17 protein-coding genes and 1 tRNA gene are annotated in these 19,902 nt (G+C 54.4%); 16 read left to right on the top strand and 2 right to left on the bottom strand.

Annotated elements, in window-relative coordinates; all coding sequences use genetic code 11:
* Nucleotide 1: 1 nt before the first annotated feature.
* A tRNA-Gly gene (locus tag NR177_RS19715) sits at nt 2–77 on the top strand.
* A gap of 340 nt (nt 78–417) precedes the next feature.
* On the opposite strand, the gene queG is transcribed toward NR177_RS19715, so the two are convergent.
* Nucleotides 418–1,557, bottom strand: coding sequence for a tRNA epoxyqueuosine(34) reductase QueG (gene queG / locus NR177_RS19720; protein ID WP_109716821.1), 1,140 nt, complete (start codon nt 1,555–1,557; stop codon nt 418–420).
* Between queG and nnr the strand changes: the two genes are divergently transcribed.
* The 15 genes from nnr to NR177_RS19795 all read left to right on the top strand — a co-directional run bounded on the left by nnr (nt 1,556) and on the right by NR177_RS19795 (nt 19,595).
* Nucleotides 1,556–3,076, top strand: a complete 1,521-nt coding sequence (nnr, locus tag NR177_RS19725; RefSeq protein ID WP_256853456.1) for a bifunctional ADP-dependent NAD(P)H-hydrate dehydratase/NAD(P)H-hydrate epimerase — start codon at nt 1,556–1,558, stop codon at nt 3,074–3,076. The genes queG and nnr overlap by 2 nt on opposite strands.
* Nucleotides 3,073–3,549, top strand: coding sequence for a tRNA (adenosine(37)-N6)-threonylcarbamoyltransferase complex ATPase subunit type 1 TsaE (gene tsaE / locus NR177_RS19730; protein WP_063877417.1), 477 nt, complete (start codon nt 3,073–3,075; stop codon nt 3,547–3,549). The genes nnr and tsaE overlap by 4 nt, the downstream gene beginning before the upstream one ends.
* Entirely contained in the window at nt 3,546–5,222 is a 1,677-nt protein-coding gene (amiB, locus tag NR177_RS19735) for an N-acetylmuramoyl-L-alanine amidase AmiB (protein WP_063877416.1), read from the top strand. The genes tsaE and amiB overlap by 4 nt, the downstream gene beginning before the upstream one ends.
* Before the next feature lie 49 nt (nt 5,223–5,271).
* A complete protein-coding gene (mutL, locus tag NR177_RS19740; protein WP_256853457.1) occupies nt 5,272–7,116 on the top strand; it encodes a DNA mismatch repair endonuclease MutL in 1,845 nt (614 codons plus the stop codon).
* On the top strand, nt 7,109–8,059 hold the full coding sequence (gene miaA / locus NR177_RS19745) for a tRNA (adenosine(37)-N6)-dimethylallyltransferase MiaA (protein ID WP_063877414.1): 951 nt from the start codon (nt 7,109–7,111) through the stop codon (nt 8,057–8,059). The genes mutL and miaA overlap by 8 nt, the downstream gene beginning before the upstream one ends.
* Before the next feature lie 104 nt (nt 8,060–8,163).
* Nucleotides 8,164–8,478: an RNA chaperone Hfq gene (hfq, locus tag NR177_RS19750; protein ID WP_063877413.1), complete on the top strand. Its 315-nt coding sequence runs from the start codon at nt 8,164–8,166 to the stop codon at nt 8,476–8,478.
* Between the two features lie 75 nt (nt 8,479–8,553).
* Nucleotides 8,554–9,834 carry a ribosome rescue GTPase HflX gene (gene hflX, locus NR177_RS19755; protein WP_096011273.1) on the top strand — a complete coding sequence of 427 codons (1,281 nt, stop codon included), beginning with the start codon at nt 8,554–8,556 and terminating at the stop codon, nt 9,832–9,834.
* Nucleotides 9,835–9,999: 165 nt separating this feature from the next.
* Nucleotides 10,000–11,232 carry an FtsH protease activity modulator HflK gene (gene hflK / locus NR177_RS19760; protein WP_109716825.1) on the top strand — a complete coding sequence of 411 codons (1,233 nt, stop codon included), beginning with the start codon at nt 10,000–10,002 and terminating at the stop codon, nt 11,230–11,232.
* Nucleotides 11,233–11,235: 3 nt separating this feature from the next.
* Nucleotides 11,236–12,240 (top strand): protease modulator HflC, encoded by a 1,005-nt coding sequence (hflC, locus tag NR177_RS19765; RefSeq protein WP_063877411.1) that lies wholly within the window; start codon nt 11,236–11,238, stop codon nt 12,238–12,240.
* A 55-nt stretch (nt 12,241–12,295) separates the two neighbouring features.
* Nucleotides 12,296–12,496, top strand: coding sequence for a DUF2065 domain-containing protein (locus NR177_RS19770; RefSeq protein WP_013027400.1), 201 nt, complete (start codon nt 12,296–12,298; stop codon nt 12,494–12,496).
* Nucleotides 12,497–12,661: 165 nt separating this feature from the next.
* Entirely contained in the window at nt 12,662–13,960 is a 1,299-nt protein-coding gene (locus tag NR177_RS19775) for an adenylosuccinate synthase (protein ID WP_063877410.1), read from the top strand.
* Nucleotides 13,961–14,182: 222 nt separating this feature from the next.
* On the top strand, nt 14,183–14,626 hold the full coding sequence (gene nsrR, locus NR177_RS19780; protein WP_063877409.1) for a nitric oxide-sensing transcriptional repressor NsrR: 444 nt from the start codon (nt 14,183–14,185) through the stop codon (nt 14,624–14,626).
* A gap of 16 nt (nt 14,627–14,642) precedes the next feature.
* The gene (gene rnr / locus NR177_RS19785) at nt 14,643–17,078 is read left to right on the top strand and encodes a ribonuclease R (protein WP_096011245.1); all 2,436 of its coding nucleotides are present in this window, start codon (nt 14,643–14,645) and stop codon (nt 17,076–17,078) included.
* A gap of 68 nt (nt 17,079–17,146) precedes the next feature.
* A complete protein-coding gene (gene rlmB / locus NR177_RS19790; protein WP_256853458.1) occupies nt 17,147–17,881 on the top strand; it encodes a 23S rRNA (guanosine(2251)-2'-O)-methyltransferase RlmB in 735 nt (244 codons plus the stop codon).
* 85 nt (nt 17,882–17,966) lie between these two features.
* Entirely contained in the window at nt 17,967–19,595 is a 1,629-nt protein-coding gene (locus NR177_RS19795; protein ID WP_096011244.1) for an isovaleryl-CoA dehydrogenase, read from the top strand.
* Here NR177_RS19795 and bsmA read toward each other — a convergent pair.
* Nucleotides 19,569–19,895: a biofilm peroxide resistance protein BsmA gene (bsmA, locus tag NR177_RS19800; RefSeq protein ID WP_109716826.1), complete on the bottom strand. Its 327-nt coding sequence runs from the start codon at nt 19,893–19,895 to the stop codon at nt 19,569–19,571. The two genes, NR177_RS19795 and bsmA, sit on opposite strands and share 27 nt — an antisense overlap.
* Nucleotides 19,896–19,902: the final 7 nt, after the last annotated feature.

Genomic DNA, 19,902 nt, shown 5'->3' on the forward strand with positions numbered 1-19,902 from the left:
TGCGGGAATAGCTCAGTTGGTAGAGCACGACCTTGCCAAGGTCGGGGTCGCGAGTTCGAGTCTCGTTTCCCGCTCCAGTTTTTTGTCACTTACTTCGTCTCAGTGTTACAGGCTGAATGAAGATCTTCAGCACGACAATCAGAGTTATCCACAGCAGGCAGGTTACTGTCCACGCCACTTTTGCCATTCCGTAAAACTTTTTTAAACAGAGTTATCCACAGCTTTATGGATTAAGCCAGACGCTAGCCTTATTTGCAAAATAACACAAATTTTATTTAAATGTATGATATATAAAGAATTAATAATATTTCATTATGTTATTTGATTCTGTCACTTGTGTTATTACGATTGAATGACAAGGTGTTTTTATTTTTATTCACAGGATGTGGAAATCTATAGCTTGCGAACGTTGCGCAATCAAGCATCACGGGGTAATCCCTTCTCAACAGCCCTGACCAGCCTTTTCTGCTGCGCGGGTTGAACGTCAATCTCATCGCGTTTCCGCTTAACCTGTTGTTGAGTAATAGCCCATTGAATATGCTCATCCAGCAAATCACTTTCACCTCGTCGCTGTTCAAGTACGGTGAGGATCTCAGTGCTCCAGGGCGCATTGCCCAGCGCCACCGCAATATTGCGTGACCAGCGCTGATAGCCGATACGGCGGATGGGAGAGCCTTCAGTAATCCGCAGGAATTTGGCTTCATCCCACTGAAACAGCGCCGTTAGCTCTGGTGCATGTAGTGCTGCACGAGGTGAAAAATCCTCTTCATCTGTCAACTGTCCATAACGGTTCCAGGGACAGATGAGCTGGCAGTCATCACAACCATAAATCCGGTTCCCCATTAGTGGTCGCAACGCTTCGGGGATGGCACCTTCAAGTTCAATCGTCAGATAGGAGATGCAGCGTCGGGCGTCCACCGTATAGGGCGCGACAATGGCCCCTGTCGGGCAAATGGTCATGCAGGCCACGCAGCGTCCACACTGTTCTTCCTGAGGTGTGTCGACGGGAAGGGGCAGGTCAATCAGCAGTTCACCTAGGAAAAACCATGAGCCCGCTTCCCGGTTCAGAATGAGCGAGTGCTTGCCAGTCCAGCCTAATCCCGCCTTCACCGCCAGAGGGCGTTCAAGCAGGGGGGCAGAATCAACAAACGGCCGAAAATGGCTTTCACCGCAGTGGGCCTGAATCATTTCTCCAAGCTTTTTCAGTCGATTGCGCAATACTTTGTGGTAATCACGGCCCAGCGCATAGCGGCTGACATAACCTAACTGGGGATTTTTCAGTGTGCTGGCGAAAGCGGCTTTGGCAGGCAGATAGTTCATGCGAACGCTGATAACCCGAAGCGTACCGGGTAACAGTTCATGCGGACGGGCACGCATCATTCCGTGGCGTGCCATCCATTCCATCTCGCCATGGTACTGCTTGTCCAGCCAGGCCTGCAGGCGCGGCTCTTCAGCGCTGAGATCGGTGTCGGCGATGCCGACCTGCTGAAAGCCCAGATCGCGTCCCCACTGTTTAATGTGTTGAGCGAGTTGATCAAGATCGAGAGGGTATGACATGACTAACCAGAATTCGAAGAGAAACGCCGACAGTTTACCACACTCTGTCTGGCCTACGCAGGCACTGGCGCAACTTGAGCGTGAGGGGGCAGATGCGCTCGGCATCACCCTGTATGAACTGATGTTACGTGCGGGCCAGGCGGTCTATGAGCATATTCGTGCGCACTGGCCGGATGCAGAGCACTGGCTGGTTTTGTGTGGACCCGGCAATAACGGGGGCGACGGTTACGTCGTTGCGAGGCTGGCACAGGCCGCAGGCAAACAGGTAACGCTGCTGGCCTGCGAAGGCAGCAAACCCTTACCCGAAGAAGCAGAAACCGCCAGAAGCAGCTGGCTTGAAGCGGGCGGTGAGATCCATGCGCCTCATGCGGTCTGGCCCGAAAAGGTCGATATTATCGTCGATGCGTTACTGGGGACGGGAATCAGCCGTGCGCCCGGCGACCCTTTTTCCACGCTGATAGACCAGGCAAACGTGCATGCCGCGCCGGTGATGGCGGTGGACATTCCTTCCGGCCTGTCTGCAGCAACGGGAAATACGCCGGGAAGCGTCATGAATGCCACGCACACGTTAAGTGTTATTGCGCTGAAACCCGGGCAACTTACCGGCAAAGCCCGTGACTGTATTGGATCGCTTTACCTTGCCGACCTGGGATTACAGGGTTTTCTGGCGGCACAGCAGCCGCCCATGGCCCGCTACGATGCGCGTTTCCTGTCTCACTGGCTGACACCGCGTAAGGCGACATCCCATAAAGGCGATCAGGGCCGTTTGCTGTTGATTGGCGGCGACAGCGGGACGGCAGGTGCTATTCGGATGTCGGCAGAAGCCGCACTGCGCACGGGAAGTGGATTGGTGCGAGTACTTACTCACAAAGATAATATTCTCCCCATCCTGACTGCGCGCCCTGAGATCATGGTGGATGCGTTAACCGAGGCGCGACTGGATGAAGCATTCGCGTGGGCTGACGTTATCGCAATTGGTCCGGGGCTGGGACAGCGGGAATGGGGCAAAAAGGCACTCGAAAAGGTTAAAAGCACTGAAAAGCCCATGCTTTGGGATGCAGATGCACTTAACTTGCTGGCAATAAGCGCGGAGAAACGTCAGAATCGCATTATAACGCCGCATCCTGGTGAGGCTGCTCGCTTACTGGGTGTCAAAACCAGCGAAATTGAAAGTGACCGCTTACAAGCTGCTCGGGATCTGGCGAAACGCTATGGTGGTGTGGCTGTCTTAAAAGGTGCGGGCACGATTATCGCCAGTGAAAGCGGGCAAATGGCTTTTGCCGATGTGGGTAATGCCGGGATGGCATCGGGTGGTATGGGTGATGTGCTCACCGGTATTATTGCCTCGTTAATGGGACAAAAATTGGCGCTGTTTGATGCTGCCTGTGCAGGTTGCGTTGTTCACGGTGCTGCCGCTGATAGGTTGGCTGAGCAGCGGGGCACGCGCGGCATGCTGGCATCAGACTTATTTGATCTGCTGTGGCAGTTTGTTAATCCAGAGATGAATCAAGAAGCATGAAGAGCTGTGTTATACCTTTGCCCAATGAGGCGGCAACACTCGAACTGGGTGCTCAACTGGCGCATGCCTGCGGCAATGCGGCGGTGATCTATCTTTATGGCGACCTCGGCGCGGGGAAGACCACATTCAGCCGCGGTTTCTTGCAGGCATCCGGTCACGCGGGCAATGTGAAAAGCCCGACCTATACCCTGGTTGAGCCTTATGCTCTGGAGGGGCGTTCCGTCTATCATTTCGATCTCTATCGCCTTGCCGATCCAGAAGAGCTGGAATTCATGGGCATTCGTGACTACTTCACGAATGATGCTATTTGTCTGGTCGAATGGCCTCAGCAGGGCGCAGGCATTTTGCCACCGCCGGATGTCGCGCTGACGCTGCGTTACGTCAATGAGGCACGTGAAGCCGAGCTGGTAGCGCATTCCGCGCCGGGGCAGCGCTGGGTTGAACAGATTGAACAAGGCAGGGCGCAGGCATGATGTCATGGATGAAAATGCTTGTACTGGCAGGATTGCTACTTATCGCCAGGCCTCTGTTTGCGGCGAATCTGTCTGATATTCAGGTATCAAACGGTGGAAATCAGGCCACGGTGACGCTGAGTTTTTCCGGTCAGCCGATTTACGCCTATTTTCCGTTGCACAATCCCGATCGCGTGGTGCTGGATATTCGCCAAAGCGGTGTCATTAAAGGCTTACCGCTGACGTTTAGTGGCGATAACATCGTTAAGCGCATTCGTACCAGTACCCCGAAAGATAAACAAAGCATACGGTTGGTCTTTGAGCTGACTCAGTCGGGAAAAACCCGTGCCGTCACGCAACGTAATGGTAATAACTACAGCGTGGTTTTCACCATTCAGGGCAAACGTCCTGCCGTCACACGCAGTGCGCCTGTAGTCACGACGGAAGCACAGCCATCGCGTGCGCGGGAAACCGCCGCCAGCAATCCATTTAACGCTAATCCGGTGACCACGGTAACCAACACTAACAGCACCGCCCGTCCGGGTGGTGTGGCCAACCGGGATGATACGGTGATCGTGGCGATTGATGCCGGTCACGGCGGTCAGGACCCTGGGGCGATAGGCCAGCATGGGCTTAAAGAGAAAAACGTCACCATCGCCATCGCGCGCAAACTGAAAGTGCTGTTAAACGACGACCCGATGTTTAAAGGCGTTTTAACCCGTGATGGCGACTACTTTATCTCCGTGATGGGCCGCTCGGATGTTGCGCGTAAAGCAAATGCTAACGTACTGGTGTCGATTCACGCCGATGCGGCACCGAGTCATGCAGCAACGGGAGCCTCGGTCTGGGTATTATCCAACCGTCGTGCCAACAGTGAAATGGCCAACTGGCTGGAACAGAAAGAGAAACAGTCTGAGCTCTTAGGTGGAGCCGGTGATTTGCTGGCGAACAGCCAGGCCGATCCTTACCTGAGCCAGGCCGTACTGGATTTGCAGTTTGGTCACTCGCAGCGCGTCGGCTACGACATCGCCACAAAGGTCATACAGCAACTGCGTGGCGTGACGTCCTTACACAAGCGTTTACCTGAGCATGCCAGCCTTGGCGTGCTACGTTCGCCGGATATTCCTTCGCTTCTGGTGGAAACCGGTTTTATCAGTAATGCCTCGGAGGAGCGACTGCTCGGCAGTAGCGCACACCAGGATAAGATTGCGCAGTCGATATATAAAGGACTGCGCGCTTATTTCCTGGCGCACCCGCTACAATCGGTCCCAAAGGAGGAAAACCGGCCGCTGGATACGCCGCCAGCGGTCAGCGTAGCCAGTAATCCGGCGACCGGCGAGACGCAGTATACGGGGGCTATTCAGCGTCATACCGTGACGCGCGGCGAAACGCTCTCAGGGATTGCAGCGAAATATGGCGTCAGCATGGCCACCTTGCGGCAAATGAATACCCTGAAGCGGGATGTGGTCTGGGTCGGTCAGCGGTTGAAAGTGCCTGCCAGTGCCGTGGCAAGCCGCACTGCGCCCGCTTCGCCAGTGGCGCGCCGTCCGGTGCGACATAAAGTGGTGCGCGGTGACTCGCTGAGCAGTATCGCCGCCCATTATGGCGTCAGCCCAAAATCGATTCTCCAGGCGAATAACCTGAAATCCACCAACGTGATGTTGGGTCAGAATCTGAAAATCCCTGCATCCTGATTGTTAGCCCGGCCTCTGCGCCGGGTTGCCAGCCACAAGGATATCCAGCATGCCAATACAAATTTTGCCGCCGCAACTTGCTAACCAGATTGCCGCCGGAGAAGTGGTTGAGCGTCCCGCCTCGGTTGTCAAAGAGCTGGTGGAAAACAGCCTTGATGCAGGTGCAACGCGCATTGATGTGGATATTGAGAAGGGCGGCGCAAAACTGATTCGTATCCGCGATAACGGCTGTGGGATTGCAAAGAACGAACTGGCCATGGCGCTGGCTCGCCATGCCACCAGTAAAATTGCTTCGCTGGACGATCTTGAAGCCATCATGAGTCTGGGCTTTCGCGGTGAAGCCTTAGCCAGTATCAGTTCGGTTTCTCGCCTGACCCTGACATCGCGCACGGCCGAACAAACCGAAGCCTGGCAGGCCTACGCCGAAGGGCGTGATATGGCGGTTACCGTTAAACCCGCCGCCCATCCTTGTGGCTCTACGCTGGAAGTGCTCGACCTGTTTTACAACACGCCGGCTCGTCGCAAATTTATGCGCACTGAAAAAACCGAATTTGGTCATATTGATGAAGTGATCCGACGCATCGCGCTGGCGCGCTTTGATGTTGCTATCTCATTGAGCCATAACGGCAAACTGATGCGTCAGTACCGGGCTGTCAACGATGAAGGGCAACGTGAGCGTCGGCTGGGGGCGATTTGCGGCACGACATTTATGCAGCATGCACTTCGCATTGAGTGGCAGCATGATGATCTGGCGTTACGCGGCTGGGTTGCCGATCCGGCCGGGTCGCGTCAGGTGAGCGATATACAGTACTGTTATGTGAATGGTCGCATGATGCGTGACAAGCTGATTAATCATGCCATTCGCCAGGCGTTTCAGAGCCAGCTGCAGGATGACCAACAACCTGCCTACGTGTTGTATTTAGAGATAGATCCTCATCAGGTGGATGTGAATGTGCATCCGGCAAAACACGAAGTGCGCTTTCATCAGTCGCGTCTGGTGCACGACTTCATCTATCAGGGCGTGATGAGTGTGTTGCAGGAAAGTGCCTCGCCCGTCCTGCCGACGTTGCAGGCGGAAGAACCGGCTCCGCGCTGGCAGCAAGAAAACCGTCAGGCGGCGGGCGGCAACCATTTTAGCCAGCCGGCTGTCACGGCGAAGGCCGCCGGGCCAGCGGCATCGGCAGCTCCCGCCTGGCAAAGCAAAGAGCCGGGATACAGTCAGCGCGAAGGCCGGGTTTACCAGCAACTGTTGAAAACGCCTGCCAGTGCACCTGCAGCAAAAAGTGCAGAGCCTGCGGCACGCGCGCCGGTCAGTGCCGCACCGCCTTTAGCGGCACATTCCCACAGCTTTGGCCGTGTGTTGACCGTGCTTGACGGGCAATATGCCCTGCTTGAACAGGGCCAGGGTTTACTGCTGATGGCGCTGCCTGTGGCGACCCGCTGGTTAAAGCAGGCACAGCTAGAACCCCGTGAAAGTGGGCTGAAATCACAGCCGCTGTTGATTCCGGTGCGCTTAAAAATCGCCCCTGCCGAACGCAAAGCAGCCCAGGAAAATCTGAGCCTGCTTAATCAGATGGGCATTGATTTACACCCTGAGGGTGACCACATTATTTTGCGGGCGGTGCCTTTACCGTTACGAACACAAAATTTACAAATCTTGATTCCTGAACTGTTAGGCTATCTCGCCCGGCAGCAAGAGAACTCTGCTACGCAACTGGCCCAGTGGCTGGCGCGACGTGAAGATGCAGAGCCTCAAAACTGGAATCACTCCCAGGCGATTACCCTGTTGGCTGAGCTTGAAAGGCTTTGTCCGCAGTTACTTAAATCGCCACCTTCTGGCTTAGTACAAGCCATCGAGATTGAGAGCGCGGTAAACGCGTTGAAGCATGAGTGAACTGAACCAGGCTGGCCGGCCTAAGGCAATATTTTTGATGGGGCCTACAGCGTCAGGTAAAACCGCACTTGCGATTGAACTGCGCAAACAGTTGCCTGTAGAGCTTATCAGCGTTGATTCGGCTTTGATTTATCGTCAGATGGATGTCGGTACGGCAAAACCTTCTGCTGAAGAGCTGGCACAGGCGCCTCATCGTTTGCTGGACATTCGCGATCCGGCTGAAGCCTATTCGGCGGCAGAGTTTCGACGTGATGCGTTAGCAGAAATGGCGGATATCGTTCAGCATGGACGAATTCCGTTGCTTGTTGGTGGAACTATGCTCTACTTCAAGGCGTTACTTGAAGGATTGTCGCCGCTGCCCTCGGCCGATCCGGAGGTTCGTCAAAAAATAGAGCAAATGGCGAATGAAAGAGGCTGGGAAGCTTTACATCGTCAACTTTGCGAAATTGATCCGGTCGCAGGCAGTCGTATTCATCCGAATGATCCGCAGAGACTTTCGCGAGCACTGGAAGTTTTTTTTATTTCGGGTAAAACTTTAACGGAACTGACAAAAATTTCTGGTGAAGCGTTACCCTACGATGTCCATCAGTTTGCTATCGCCCCCGCGAGCCGCGAGCTGTTGCATCAGCGCATCGCATTGCGTTTTGAGCAGATGTTGGCGTCAGGATTTGAAGCGGAGTCTCGGGCCCTGTTTGCACGAGGTGATTTGCATACGGATATGCCTTCCATTCGTTGTGTTGGCTATCGCCAGATGTGGTCTTATTTAGCTGGCGAGATCGATTACGACGAAATGGTTTATCGGGGAGTTTGCGCAACCCGGCAACTCGCTAAACGCCAGATGACCTGGTTACGTGGTTGGGAGAATATTCACTGGCTAGACAGTGATGAACCTCACTTAGCGCGTGATACAGTACTGAAGGTTGTTAGTGCGAAGCATGGGTGATTGTGTACAATTGGCAAGTTACGTGCGCAAATTTTTACGCAGTTTTTTTCAGAACCACTGTGTTCTACAAGCAACAAACAACAAGCATATAAGGAAAAGATAGAATGGCTAAGGGGCAATCATTACAAGACCCGTTTCTGAACGCACTGCGTCGTGAACGTGTTCCGGTTTCGATTTATTTGGTCAACGGTATTAAGCTGCAAGGTCAGATTGAATCCTTTGATCAGTTCGTAATTTTGTTGAAAAACACGGTAAGTCAGATGGTTTATAAACATGCCATTTCTACCGTTGTGCCTTCACGCCCGGTTTCTCACCATAGCAATAATCCTGGCGGTGGCAGCAGCAATAATTACCATCATGGCGGCAGCAGCACTTCTGCTCAGTCGCAGCCACAACAAGACGGTGATAACGCAGAGTAAAGCGGCACCGTTTCACCAGGATCGGAAAGCGTCATGCTTTCCGTCCTGGTCTTTTTATATAAGCGAGGTTATAGCTTGTTTGACCGTTATGATGCCGGTGAGCAGGCCGTACTGGTACACATCTGGTTCTCCCAAGACAAAGAGCTGGAAGATTTACAGGAATTCGAAACCCTGGTGTCTTCTGCTGGCGTTGAAGCACTGCAGGTTATTACCGGCAGTCGTAAAGCGCCACATCCCAAGTATTTTGTCGGTGAAGGAAAGGCCGTTGAAATTGCCGATGCGGTAAAAACAAGTGGAGCATCGGTCGTCCTTTTCGATCATGCCTTAACGCCCGCTCAGGAACGTAATCTTGAGCGCCTGTGCGAGTGCCGTGTTATCGACCGCACTGGCCTTATTCTTGATATCTTTGCCCAGCGCGCGCGTACCCATGAAGGTAAATTGCAGGTTGAGCTGGCGCAGTTGCGTCACCTTGCAACACGTCTGGTACGTGGCTGGACTCACCTTGAACGCCAGAAGGGCGGTATCGGCCTGCGTGGCCCGGGTGAAACCCAGTTAGAAACTGACCGCCGTTTGCTGCGTGGGCGCATTAGCCAAATTTTGTCGCGTCTTGAACGTGTTGAGAAACAGCGCGAGCAGGGACGACAGGCGCGTGCCAAAGCCGATGTGCCGACCGTTTCACTGGTGGGCTACACCAACGCCGGTAAATCTACCCTCTTCAATGCCATCACGTCTGCCAATGTCTATGCCGCGGATCAACTCTTTGCAACGCTGGACCCGACGCTACGTCGGCTGAACGTTGCCGATGTGGGCGAAGTGGTGTTGGCAGATACCGTCGGTTTTATTCGCCATCTTCCGCACGACCTGGTTGCCGCCTTTAAAGCCACTCTGCAAGAGACGCGTCAGGCCACACTGCTGATGCACGTCATCGATGCTGCCGATGTGCGGGTTAACGAAAATATCGATGCGGTTAATGAGGTGCTGGAAGAAATCGAAGCTGATGAAATCCCCACGCTATTGATCATGAATAAGATCGATGTGCTGGACGGTTTCGAGCCACGCATTGACCGTGATGAAGACAATATGCCGGTTCGCGTGTGGCTGTCCGCGCAGTCCGGTGTCGGTATTCCCTTATTATGGCAGGCGCTTTCCGAGCGACTGTCAGGTGAGATTGCGCAGTATGATTTACGTCTGCCACCGGATGCGGGTCGCTTACGCAGCCGCTTCTATCAGTTGCAGGCGATTGAAAAAGAGTGGAACGAAGAAGACGGCAGTGTAGGTTTGCATGTGCGAATGCCGATTATTGACTGGCGCCGCTTATGCAAGCAGGAGCCGTCGCTGACCAGTTATATTGTTTGATATTGCCAAATCGAACTTACTCTGAGGATTTTATGTTGTCGTGCGGTGTGGGTTGATTCATCTCTGACTGCGATTTTGCTTACGGTCAGGCAAGGAGCACAACCCGCGCTGTGACAATATCAAATACAACGGGTAAGCCGCTAAAACTATAAATGGAGTAATGACATGGCGTGGAATCAGCCCGGAAATAACGGACAGGACCGCGACCCGTGGGGAAGCAGCAATAATCAAGGCGGCAACTCTGGGGGGAATAAGGGAGGTAAGGAATCTGGGCCTCCTGATCTGGATGATATCTTCCGTAAACTGAGCAAAAAGCTCGGCGGATTCGGTGGTGGCAAAAAAGGTGATAACGGTCAGCGCAGTGCCGGCGGTAGCGGCAAAATTTTTGGCATCGTCGCCGTGGCGGCCATCGTCATCTGGGCCGCGAGCGGATTTTACACCATTAAAGAAGCGGAGCGCGGCGTCGTTACTCGCTTTGGTAAGTTCAGCCACCTGGTCGAGCCCGGCCTGAACTGGAAACCGACCTTTATCGATCAGGTTCGTGCCGTCAACGTCGAGGCCGTTCGCGAACTGGCCGCGTCTGGCGTGATGCTGACCTCGGATGAAAATGTCGTGCGCGTTGAAATGAACGTGCAGTATCGCGTAACCGATCCTGAACGCTATCTGTTTGCTGTGACCAGTGCTGATGACAGCCTGCGTCAGGCCACCGACAGCGCCCTGCGCGGCGTGATTGGCCGTTCAACCATGGATCGTATTTTGACTGAAGGTCGTACGGTCGTGCGTAGCGAAACGCAACGTGAAATCGACGAAACCATTCGTCCGTACGATATGGGCATCACGGTGCTTGACGTCAACTTCCAGGCGGCACGTCCACCGGAAGAAGTGAAGTCTGCCTTTGACGATGCGATTGCCGCACGTGAAAACCGTGAGCAATACGTACGTGAAGCCGAAGCCTATGCCAACGAAGTTCAGCCGCGTGCGAACGGTCGGGCACAACGTGTTCTGGAAGAAGCGCGCGCTTATAAAGAGCGGACGGTTCTGGAAGCCCAGGGTGAAGTGGCGCGTTTTGCCAAGATTTTACCTGAATACAAAGCTGCGCCAGAAATCACTAAAGAGCGCCTGTACATTGAGACCATGGAGCGCGTACTGAGCCATACACGGAAAGTGCTGGTAAGCGACCGCGGTAATAACCTCATGGTCCTGCCTCTTGATCAACTGATGCGTGGCGGTCAGTCTTCATCCGCGAAAAGTGGACAGAAAAGCAGCTCAACATTGCCATCGCTTGGTGATCGCAGTGCCAGCCGCAGTGACACCTCGTCATACAGTCCAGACAGCATCATGGATCAGCGTCGGGTTAATGCTCAGCGCAACGATACCCAGCGCGAAGGGAGAGAGTAATCAATGCGTAAGCCAGTAATTGTACTAATCATTATCGCGTTGGTGGCACTTTATGCGTCGCTGTTCGTGGTACAGGAAGGTGAGCGAGGCATTGTTCTGCGCTTTGGTAAAGTGTTGCGCGACGGCGAAAACAAACCGCAGGTGTTTGCGCCGGGTCTGCATTTCAAGATTCCGTTTATCGAAACGGTGAAAACGCTTGATGCGCGTATCCAGACCATGGACAACCAGGCCGATCGCTTTGTGACCAAAGAGAAGAAAGACCTGATCGTGGACTCTTACATTAAGTGGCGCATCAGCGATTTCAGTCGTTACTACCTGGCGACCGGCGGTGGTGATGTTTCTCAGGCCGAAGTGCTGCTGAAACGCAAATTCAGTGACCGTTTACGTTCAGAGATGGGACGTCTTGATGTCAAAGATATCGTGACCGATTCCCGTGGGCGTTTAACCACCGATGTCCGTGATGCGTTGAATACCGGCACGGCGGGGGGCGACGATGAAGTGGCCACGCCTGCAGCGGATAATGCTATCGCCAGTGCGGCCGCGCGTGTCGAGCGTGAAACCAACAGCAGTGAGCCTGCGCCAAATCCAAACAGTATGGCGGCGCTAGGCATTCAGGTGGTTGATGTACGGATTAAACAGATCAATCTGCCAACAGAAGTGTCAGATGCGATCTTTAACCGTATGCGTGCAGAACGTGAAGCCGTTGCACGAAGCCAGCGTTCGCAGGGTCAGGAAGAGGCCGAAAAACTGCGTGCTCAGGCCGATTACCAGGTTACCCGTACGCTTGCAGAAGCACAGCGTGAGGCATTGATTACCCGCGGTGATGGTGATGCAGAAGCTGCGAAGCTGTTTGCCAACGCATTCAGTCAGGACCCGGATTTCTATGCGTTTATCCGCAGCCTGCGCGCGTATGAAAACAGCTTCAATGACAATCAGGACGTGATGGTACTGAGCCCGGATAGCGACTTCTTCCGCTACATGAAGGCACCTTCTAACGCCACGCGTTAAGAACTGATATAACTAACAGGCCGACAATGTTGTCGGCCTTTTTTTTGGATGCAGTATGAACGTGAATATCTGGATGGCACTGGCGTTAGTGCTGGTGCTTGAGGGCTTGGGGCCGATGTTTATGCCACGGCTGTGGCGACGGGTGATTTTGAGCATGACGCAGCTACCCGATCGCCTGTTACATCGGTTTGGCGGTGGCTTAGTGGTGGCAGGTATGGTGATCTATTGTATGTTGCGGCTGCATGGCGAGCTGTAATGGGTCAGTATCGCCGTCTGAATGGTATCTCAGCCTTGTTTTTACCCCTGGATGTTGTAGTGATCAAAACCCAGGCAAAAAAGCGCGCAATCGTATGCTAAAAGTGCTGAAAACCGCAAAATCAGATGGTAGAATCCTTTTTTAAGCAATCGGTGATTTTGAGAAATGGGTAAGAACGTCGTCGTACTGGGCACCCAATGGGGTGACGAAGGTAAAGGTAAGATTGTAGACCTTCTGACTGAGCGCGCTAATTACGTTGTGCGTTATCAAGGCGGCCACAATGCGGGCCATACACTTGTCATCAACGGTGAAAAAACCGTACTCCACTTAATCCCTTCTGGCATTCTGCGCGACAACGTGACCAGCATTATTGGTAACGGTGTGGTACTTTCACCTGAAGCTCTGATGAAAGAGATGAAAGGCCTGGAAGCGCGTGGGATTCCGGTACGCGAACGTCTGCTGATTTCTGAAGCCTGTCCGTTAATCCTGCAATACCATGTGGCCATGGATATGGCGCGTGAAAAAGCGCGCGGTGCGAAAGCCATTGGTACAACAGGCCGCGGTATTGGGCCGGCTTATGAAGATAAAGTTGCCCGTCGTGCACTGCGCGTCAGCGACCTGTTTAATAAAGAAACCTTCGCCGCCAAGCTGAAAGAAGTCATGGATCTCTATAACTTCCAGCTGGTGCATTACTACAAAGAAGAAGCCGTTGACTACGACAAAGTGTTGAGTGATGTGATGGCGGTTGCCGACATTCTCACCGGTATGGTTGTTGACGTTTCTGAACTGCTGGACGTGGCGCGCAAGCGTGGCGATCTGATTATGTTCGAAGGCGCGCAAGGGACACTGCTGGATATTGACCACGGTACTTATCCCTATGTCACGTCCTCTAATACCACTGCAGGTGGCGTTGCGACCGGCTCAGGTATTGGTCCACGCTATGTGGATTACGTGCTGGGTATCGTTAAAGCGTATTCAACGCGTGTGGGGGCAGGTCCGTTCCCGACCGAGTTATTCGATGAAACCGGTGAGTTCCTTTGCAAGCAGGGTAACGAATTTGGTGCCACAACTGGCCGCCGTCGTCGCACAGGCTGGCTGGATGCGGTCGCGGTACGCCGTGCCGTGCAGATCAACTCGCTCTCCGGCTTCTGTATGACCAAGCTGGACGTACTGGACGGTCTGAAAGAAGTGAAAATTTGTGTGGCTTACCGCATGCCTGACGGCAGCGAAGTGACCACCACGCCGCTGGCAGCGGAAAACTGGGAAGGCATTGAGCCGATCTATGAAACCATGCCGGGCTGGAGCGAAACCACTTTTGGTGTCAAAACGCTGGAAGGCCTGCCTCAGGCCGCGCGTAACTACATTAAACGTGTAGAAGACGTGACGGGTGTACCGATTGATATTATTTCAACAGGTCCCGATCGCAGCGAAACGATGATTCTGCGCGATCCTTTCAACGCCTAATCATCCTGTGGCCGGACATTGTCCGGCCTTTGTTTTTTATGTTATTTAATGCCACTAAATGCCCCTTCGCTTGTCAAACCTTTCACTGGCTGAAAAAAATACACAGCCGTCATCAGTCTGGTTTATCATCGTAGCTCGATACGTAAGAGCCAGTTCAATATTGAAATAAAAAGCAGGACGGGCGAGCATAGACGTGCCACCGGATGATTGACTGAGGTCACTGTGCAGCTAACAAGTTTTACCGATTACGGCCTGCGGGCGCTGATCTATATGGCCACCTTGCCTGAAGGCAGGCTGACCAATATTTCTGAAGTCACCGATACGTATGGCGTATCGCGTAATCATATGGTCAAAATTATCAATCAGCTTAGTCGCGCAGGGTTTGTCTCGGCCATCCGGGGCAAAAACGGTGGTATTCGGCTGGGAATGCGCGCCAGCGACATCGTGATTGGTGAAGTGGTACGCAAAATGGAGCCACTACAGTTAGTCGATTGCACGACCTGTTCCATCGCGCCTGCCTGCCGCCTTAAAAAGGCCTTACATGATGCCGTGCAGCTGTTTTTACAGGAGCTGGATGGCTATACGCTGGCAGATTTAGTGGAAGGTAATACACCTTTATATGAAATTATATTGTCCGAACCGCCGGTGGCAATGAATATTAAATGACATCGGAGGAACCCTAATGTCAAAAGATCCTTTTCTGGACAGAGAAGCTGAAAAGTACGAAAACCCTATTCCAAGCCGTGAATTTATTCTGGCTCTGTTAGAAAAACGAGAAAAACCCGCCAGCCGTGAAGAGCTGGCACAAGAGATGAACCTGCAGGAAGAAGAGCACCTCGAAGCCTTGCGCCGTCGCCTACGTGCGATGGAACGTGACGGTCAGTTAGTTTTTACCCGCCGCCAGTGTTATGCCCTGCCAGAACGTCTCGATCTGCTCCGTGGAAAAGTCATTGGTCACCGTGATGGCTATGGCTTTCTCCGTGCAGAAGGACAAAAGGATGACCTCTACCTGTCGGCTGAACAGATGAAATTCTGCATGCATGGCGATGTGATTCTCGCTCAGCCACTGGGTGCCGATCGCAAAGGTCGCCGTGAAGCACGCGTGGTGCGGGTGCAGGAACCGCGTAACAATCAGATCGTCGGCCGCTATTTTACGGACGCAGGTGTCGGTTTTGTGGTGCCAGACGATAGTCGTCTCAGCTTCGACATCCTGATTGGCCCTGAAGAAACCATGAATGCCCGTATGGGCTCCGTGGTGGTGGTCGAGCTGTTGCAGCGTCCCACGCGTCGCTCGAAAGCGATTGGCAAAATCGCCGAGATTCTGGGCGATGACATGGGCACCAGCCTCGCGGTCGATATGGCACTGCGCACCCATGAGATTCCACACAACTGGCCGCCAGAAGTTGAGGCGCAGGTTGGCAAACTGAATGAAGAAGTACCAGAGTCGGCGAAAAAAGGCCGCGTTGACCTGCGCGACCTGCCGTTAGTGACCATTGATGGCGAAGATGCGCGTGACTTTGATGATGCGGTCTACTGCGAGAAAAAACGCGGTGGCGGCTGGCGGCTGTGGGTTGCCATTGCGGATGTGAGTTACTACGTGCGCCCCGGTACACCGCTGGATAACGAAGCGCAGCAGCGCGGTACCTCGGTATATTTCCCTTCGCAGGTCGTTCCGATGCTGCCAGAAGTGCTGTCGAACGGTTTGTGTTCACTGAATCCACAGGTCGATCGCCTGTGTATGGTGTGCGAAATGACCGTGTCGTCAAAAGGTAAGCTTACCGGCTTTAAACATTACGAAGCGGTGATGAATTCCCACGCACGTCTGACCTACAACAAAGTCTGGAATATCCTGCAGGGCAACCCGGAACTGCGTGAGCAATACGCGCCGCTGGTGAAAGATCTGCAGGAACTGCACAACATGTATCAGGTGTTGGAAACCGCGCGTGAAGAGCGCGGCGGAATCTCATTTGAAACCGAAGAAGCGAAATTTATTTTTAACGCGGAACGTCGCATCGAACGTGTCGAGCGTACCTCGCGTAATGATGCTCACAAGCTGATTGAAGAGTGCATGATTCTGGCGAACATCGCCTCCGCGCGTTTCGTTGAGAAGCACCAGGAGCCGGCGCTGTTCCGCGATCACGATCGTCCAAGCGATGACAGCATCAAGAGCTTCCGCACCGTGTTGAATGAGCTGGGTCTGAGCTTACCGGGCGGTAATAAACCGCAACCGATCGATTATGCCGCGCTGCTGAAGCAGGTTGCCGATCGTCCGGATGCGGAAATGCTGCAAACCATGCTGCTGCGCTCCATGAAACAGGCGGTGTACGATCCAGAAAACCGCGGCCACTTTGGTCTGGCGCTGTCCTCTTATGCCCACTTTACCTCGCCAATCCGCCGCTATCCGGATTTATTGCTGCATCGCGCCATCAAGTATCTGCTGGCAAAAGAGCAGGGCGAAGTGAAAGGGCTGACCACGGAAACCGGCGGTTACCACTACGACATGCAGCAAATGCTGCAGCTGGGCCAGCACTGTTCACTGACCGAGCGCCGTGCCGATGAAGCGACCCGCGACGTTGCGGACTGGCTGAAGTGCGACTTTATGCAGGATCAGGTGGGCAACGTCTTCAATGGCGTGATCTCCAGCGTAACCGGGTTCGGCTTCTTTGTGCGCCTTAGCGATCTGTTTATCGACGGGCTGGTTCACGTCTCGACGCTGGACAACGATTACTATCGTTTCGATCCTGTAGGACAGCGACTGATTGGTGAATCCGGCGGTCGTACCTATCGCCTCGGTGATACCGTTGAAGTGCGGGTCGAAGCGGTCCATATGGACGAGCGCAAAATCGACTTTGCGCTGGTGTCCAGTAAGCGCCAGGTTCGTGGTGAAGGCAAAACCGAACGGGATAAGGCGAAGCGTGATGGCAAAGCGCCGACAAAGCATCGTCGCCAGGCCAGCCGTAAAACCAATTTCGAGCCGGATTCAGCCTTCCGCAACAGCAGCAGTAAGCCTGCCGAGGCCCGGACTGAGAAAAAAAGTAAAAAAGTTTCAGAGAAAACCCGTAAAATCGCCGCCGCCACTAAGGCCAGGCGTGCCGCGAAGAAGGCGAAGCCTGCCTGATGCGCACATCAGCCCCTGCAAGCGCGCAGGGGCTGTTATCCATTCATTTCCAACCACTGAGCAGATTGATGAGCGAAATTATTTTTGGTATCCATGCCGTGCAGGCATTGCTGGAACGCGATCCTCAGCGTTTCCAGGACGTCTTTATTCTCAAAGGCCGCGACGATCGTCGCCTGCAACCGCTGGTGACCGCGTTAGAAGCTCAAGGGATCGTGATTCAGCTGGCCGACCGTAAATGGCTGGACGGCCAGGTAGAAGGCGGCGTGCATCAGGGGATTGTGGCGCGGGTGAAGCCCGGCCGCCAGTATCAGGAAGGGGATCTGCCCGACCTGTTACAGAGCCTGGAGAAGCCATTCCTGCTGGTGCTGGACGGCGTTACCGATCCGCACAACCTCGGTGCCTGCTTACGTAGCGCCGATGCTGCCGGTGTCCATGCCGTGATTGTTCCCAAAGATCGCTCCGCACCGCTGAACGCGACCGCGAAAAAAGTCGCCAGTGGTGCTGCCGAAAACGTTCCCCTGATCAGGGTGACGAACCTGGCGCGCACCTTACGCCTGTTGCAGGAATATAACATCTGGGTTGTCGGCACCGCCGGCGAAGCCGACCATACCGTTTACCAAAGCAAGATGACCGGCCCGATGGCGCTGGTGATGGGCGCAGAAGGTGAAGGTATGCGCCGCCTGACACGTGAGCATTGTGATGAGTTGATCAGCATTCCGATGGCCGGAAGCGTTTCATCCCTCAATGTCTCAGTCGCCACTGGCGTGTGTCTGTTTGAAGCGGTACGTCAGCGCAACGCGTGATCGCTGCCGCAAATTCGTTTCTCTGTCCGGTCATAATGGTAACGCACCTTACATACTAAGTGGGTGACATCCGCGAGGAGCCGTTATGACCTGGACAACGCACACCGTTTTCAATCAACCTTTTCCCCTCAGTAACAGCAACCTGTTTCTGTCCGATGTTCCCCTCTGTGACGCACTGTTACGTGAAGGCGGCGGATGGGACAGTGAATGGCTGGCGTCGGTGGGCAGGCAACTGGGCAGCGCCGAATCCCTGGAGCTGGGCAGGCTCGCCAATGCCTGTCCGCCGGAACTCCATCGTTACGACGCTCGCGGTGTCAGGCTGGATGACGTCCGCTTTCATCCGGCCTGGCATTTACTGATGCAGGGCCTTTGCGCCAGCCGCCTGCATAACCTTAGCTGGCAGCCCGACGTACTACCCAATGCCAGTGTGGCCCGTGCGGCCCGGTTTATTCTACATGCCCAGGTCGAGGCCGGGACGCTCTGCCCGGTGACCATGACCCACGCTGCGATTCCCTTGCTACAGCGCTATCTGCCTGCCCATTTTGAATCCTGGATCGATCCTTTACTCAGCGATCATTATGATACGCATGCGGTTTCGGGCGATCAAAAGCGTGGACTGCTGATTGGCATGGGCATGACCGAAAAGCAGGGCGGCAGCGATGTGCTGACCAATACGACGCGCGCGGAGCCTCTTAATGGGCGCGGAAGTGGCGAAGCGTATCGAATCGTCGGCCACAAATGGTTTTTCTCTGTGCCACAAAGTGATGCGCATGTGATTCTTGCGCAAACCCAGCAGGGGCTAAGCGCCTTCTTTTTACCCCGCTTACTGCCGGATGGATCTCGTAACGCCATTTTCATTGAGCGGCTAAAAGACAAGCTCGGTAACCGATCCAACGCCAGCAGCGAGGTTGAGTTCAAAGAGGCGACCGGCTGGCTGCTGGGCGACGAGGGAGACGGCGTGCGCCTGATCCTCAAGATGGCGGGCATGACGCGTTTTGACTGCGCGCTGGGCAGCCACGGCCAAATGCGCCGTGCCTTTTCCGTCGCGCTTTATCACACGCATCAGCGTCAGGTTATGGGGAAAAATCTGGTGGATCAGCCGCTGATGCGGCAAGTGCTGGCACGTCAGGCTTTGCAGTTAGAAGGGCAAACGGCACTGCTGATGCGGCTGGCACGCGCGTGGTCCTCGCCGGGCGATGCACATGAGGCGGCGTTTGCCCGGTTATTTACCCCAGCGGCAAAATACGTGATTTGCAAAGCGGGCTCGCCCTTTATCGCCGAGTCGATGGAGATGCTGGGCGGTGCAGGCTACTGCGAAGAGAGTGAACTGCCTCGCCTCTATCGTGACATCCCGGTAAACAGCATCTGGGAAGGATCGGGCAACGTGATGTGCCTGGACGTCCTGCGGGTTTTGACCAAACAGGGCGGCATGCTGGACATGCTCAAACAGGAATTTGACGCAGTGAAGGGATGTAATCGCCATTTCGATCGCAGTTGGCGACAGTTAGCCCTGGGCCTGAGGAAAATTGATGAGGTTCAGGCCCGCGAACTCAGCGAAAATCTGCTGCATCTGGCAACGGCAACGCAGCTGTTGAAGCATGCCGAGCCCTTGCTGGCGGATGCGTGGTGCAGTCAGTGGCTCGACAGGCGCGGTATGCGCTTACTCGAGGGCCCACTGACTGACCGGTTACTGGCGCGCGCCAGCGGCAGGTGAGGCGCCATACAGGATAGCGGTCGTGTACCAGATGCCTGGCGTGATCGTCTCATCAACCATCAGAATCTGATAGTAAACGGCACCGGCCTGGTTGGCGCGCGCGGCAATGGCGCGCTGCGCGTCATCGGGCGAGCCGCGTACGCTGGCGCTAATGGTACCCAGCTTCGGTAAACCGTAACTTTGGGCACGGGTAATGGACTGCGCCTCGCCAGTCGGCGCGGGCGGGGCTTTTGGCGTATCCTGGAACAGCGAGCAGCCACTTAAAAACAGACTTAACGTCAGTAACAGAGCGTAACGCATAGCAGAT

This window comes from Pantoea sp. Fr+CA_20 (assembly GCF_024520835.1).
In the GTDB taxonomy this organism is placed as follows: domain Bacteria; phylum Pseudomonadota; class Gammaproteobacteria; order Enterobacterales; family Enterobacteriaceae; genus Pantoea; species Pantoea allii.

Bases quoted from the DNA above. Each gene is read 5' to 3' on its own strand.
- amiB (WP_063877416.1), top strand. From the start codon at position 3,546: ATGATGTCATGGATGAAAATGCTTGTACTGGCAGGATTGCTACTTATC.
- rlmB (WP_256853458.1), top strand. From the start codon at position 17,147: ATGAGCGAAATTATTTTTGGTATCCATGCCGTGCAGGCATTGCTGGAA.
- hfq (WP_063877413.1), top strand. From the start codon at position 8,164: ATGGCTAAGGGGCAATCATTACAAGACCCGTTTCTGAACGCACTGCGT.
- NR177_RS19770 (WP_013027400.1), top strand. From the start codon at position 12,296: ATGAACGTGAATATCTGGATGGCACTGGCGTTAGTGCTGGTGCTTGAG.
- miaA (WP_063877414.1), top strand. From the start codon at position 7,109: ATGAGTGAACTGAACCAGGCTGGCCGGCCTAAGGCAATATTTTTGATG.
- nnr (WP_256853456.1), top strand. From the start codon at position 1,556: ATGACTAACCAGAATTCGAAGAGAAACGCCGACAGTTTACCACACTCT.
- hflK (WP_109716825.1), top strand. From the start codon at position 10,000: ATGGCGTGGAATCAGCCCGGAAATAACGGACAGGACCGCGACCCGTGG.
- queG (WP_109716821.1), bottom strand. From the start codon at position 1,557: ATGTCATACCCTCTCGATCTTGATCAACTCGCTCAACACATTAAACAG.
- rnr (WP_096011245.1), top strand. From the start codon at position 14,643: ATGTCAAAAGATCCTTTTCTGGACAGAGAAGCTGAAAAGTACGAAAAC.
- hflC (WP_063877411.1), top strand. From the start codon at position 11,236: ATGCGTAAGCCAGTAATTGTACTAATCATTATCGCGTTGGTGGCACTT.
- NR177_RS19775 (WP_063877410.1), top strand. From the start codon at position 12,662: ATGGGTAAGAACGTCGTCGTACTGGGCACCCAATGGGGTGACGAAGGT.
- bsmA (WP_109716826.1), bottom strand. From the start codon at position 19,895: ATGCGTTACGCTCTGTTACTGACGTTAAGTCTGTTTTTAAGTGGCTGC.
- NR177_RS19795 (WP_096011244.1), top strand. From the start codon at position 17,967: ATGACCTGGACAACGCACACCGTTTTCAATCAACCTTTTCCCCTCAGT.
- tsaE (WP_063877417.1), top strand. From the start codon at position 3,073: ATGAAGAGCTGTGTTATACCTTTGCCCAATGAGGCGGCAACACTCGAA.
- mutL (WP_256853457.1), top strand. From the start codon at position 5,272: ATGCCAATACAAATTTTGCCGCCGCAACTTGCTAACCAGATTGCCGCC.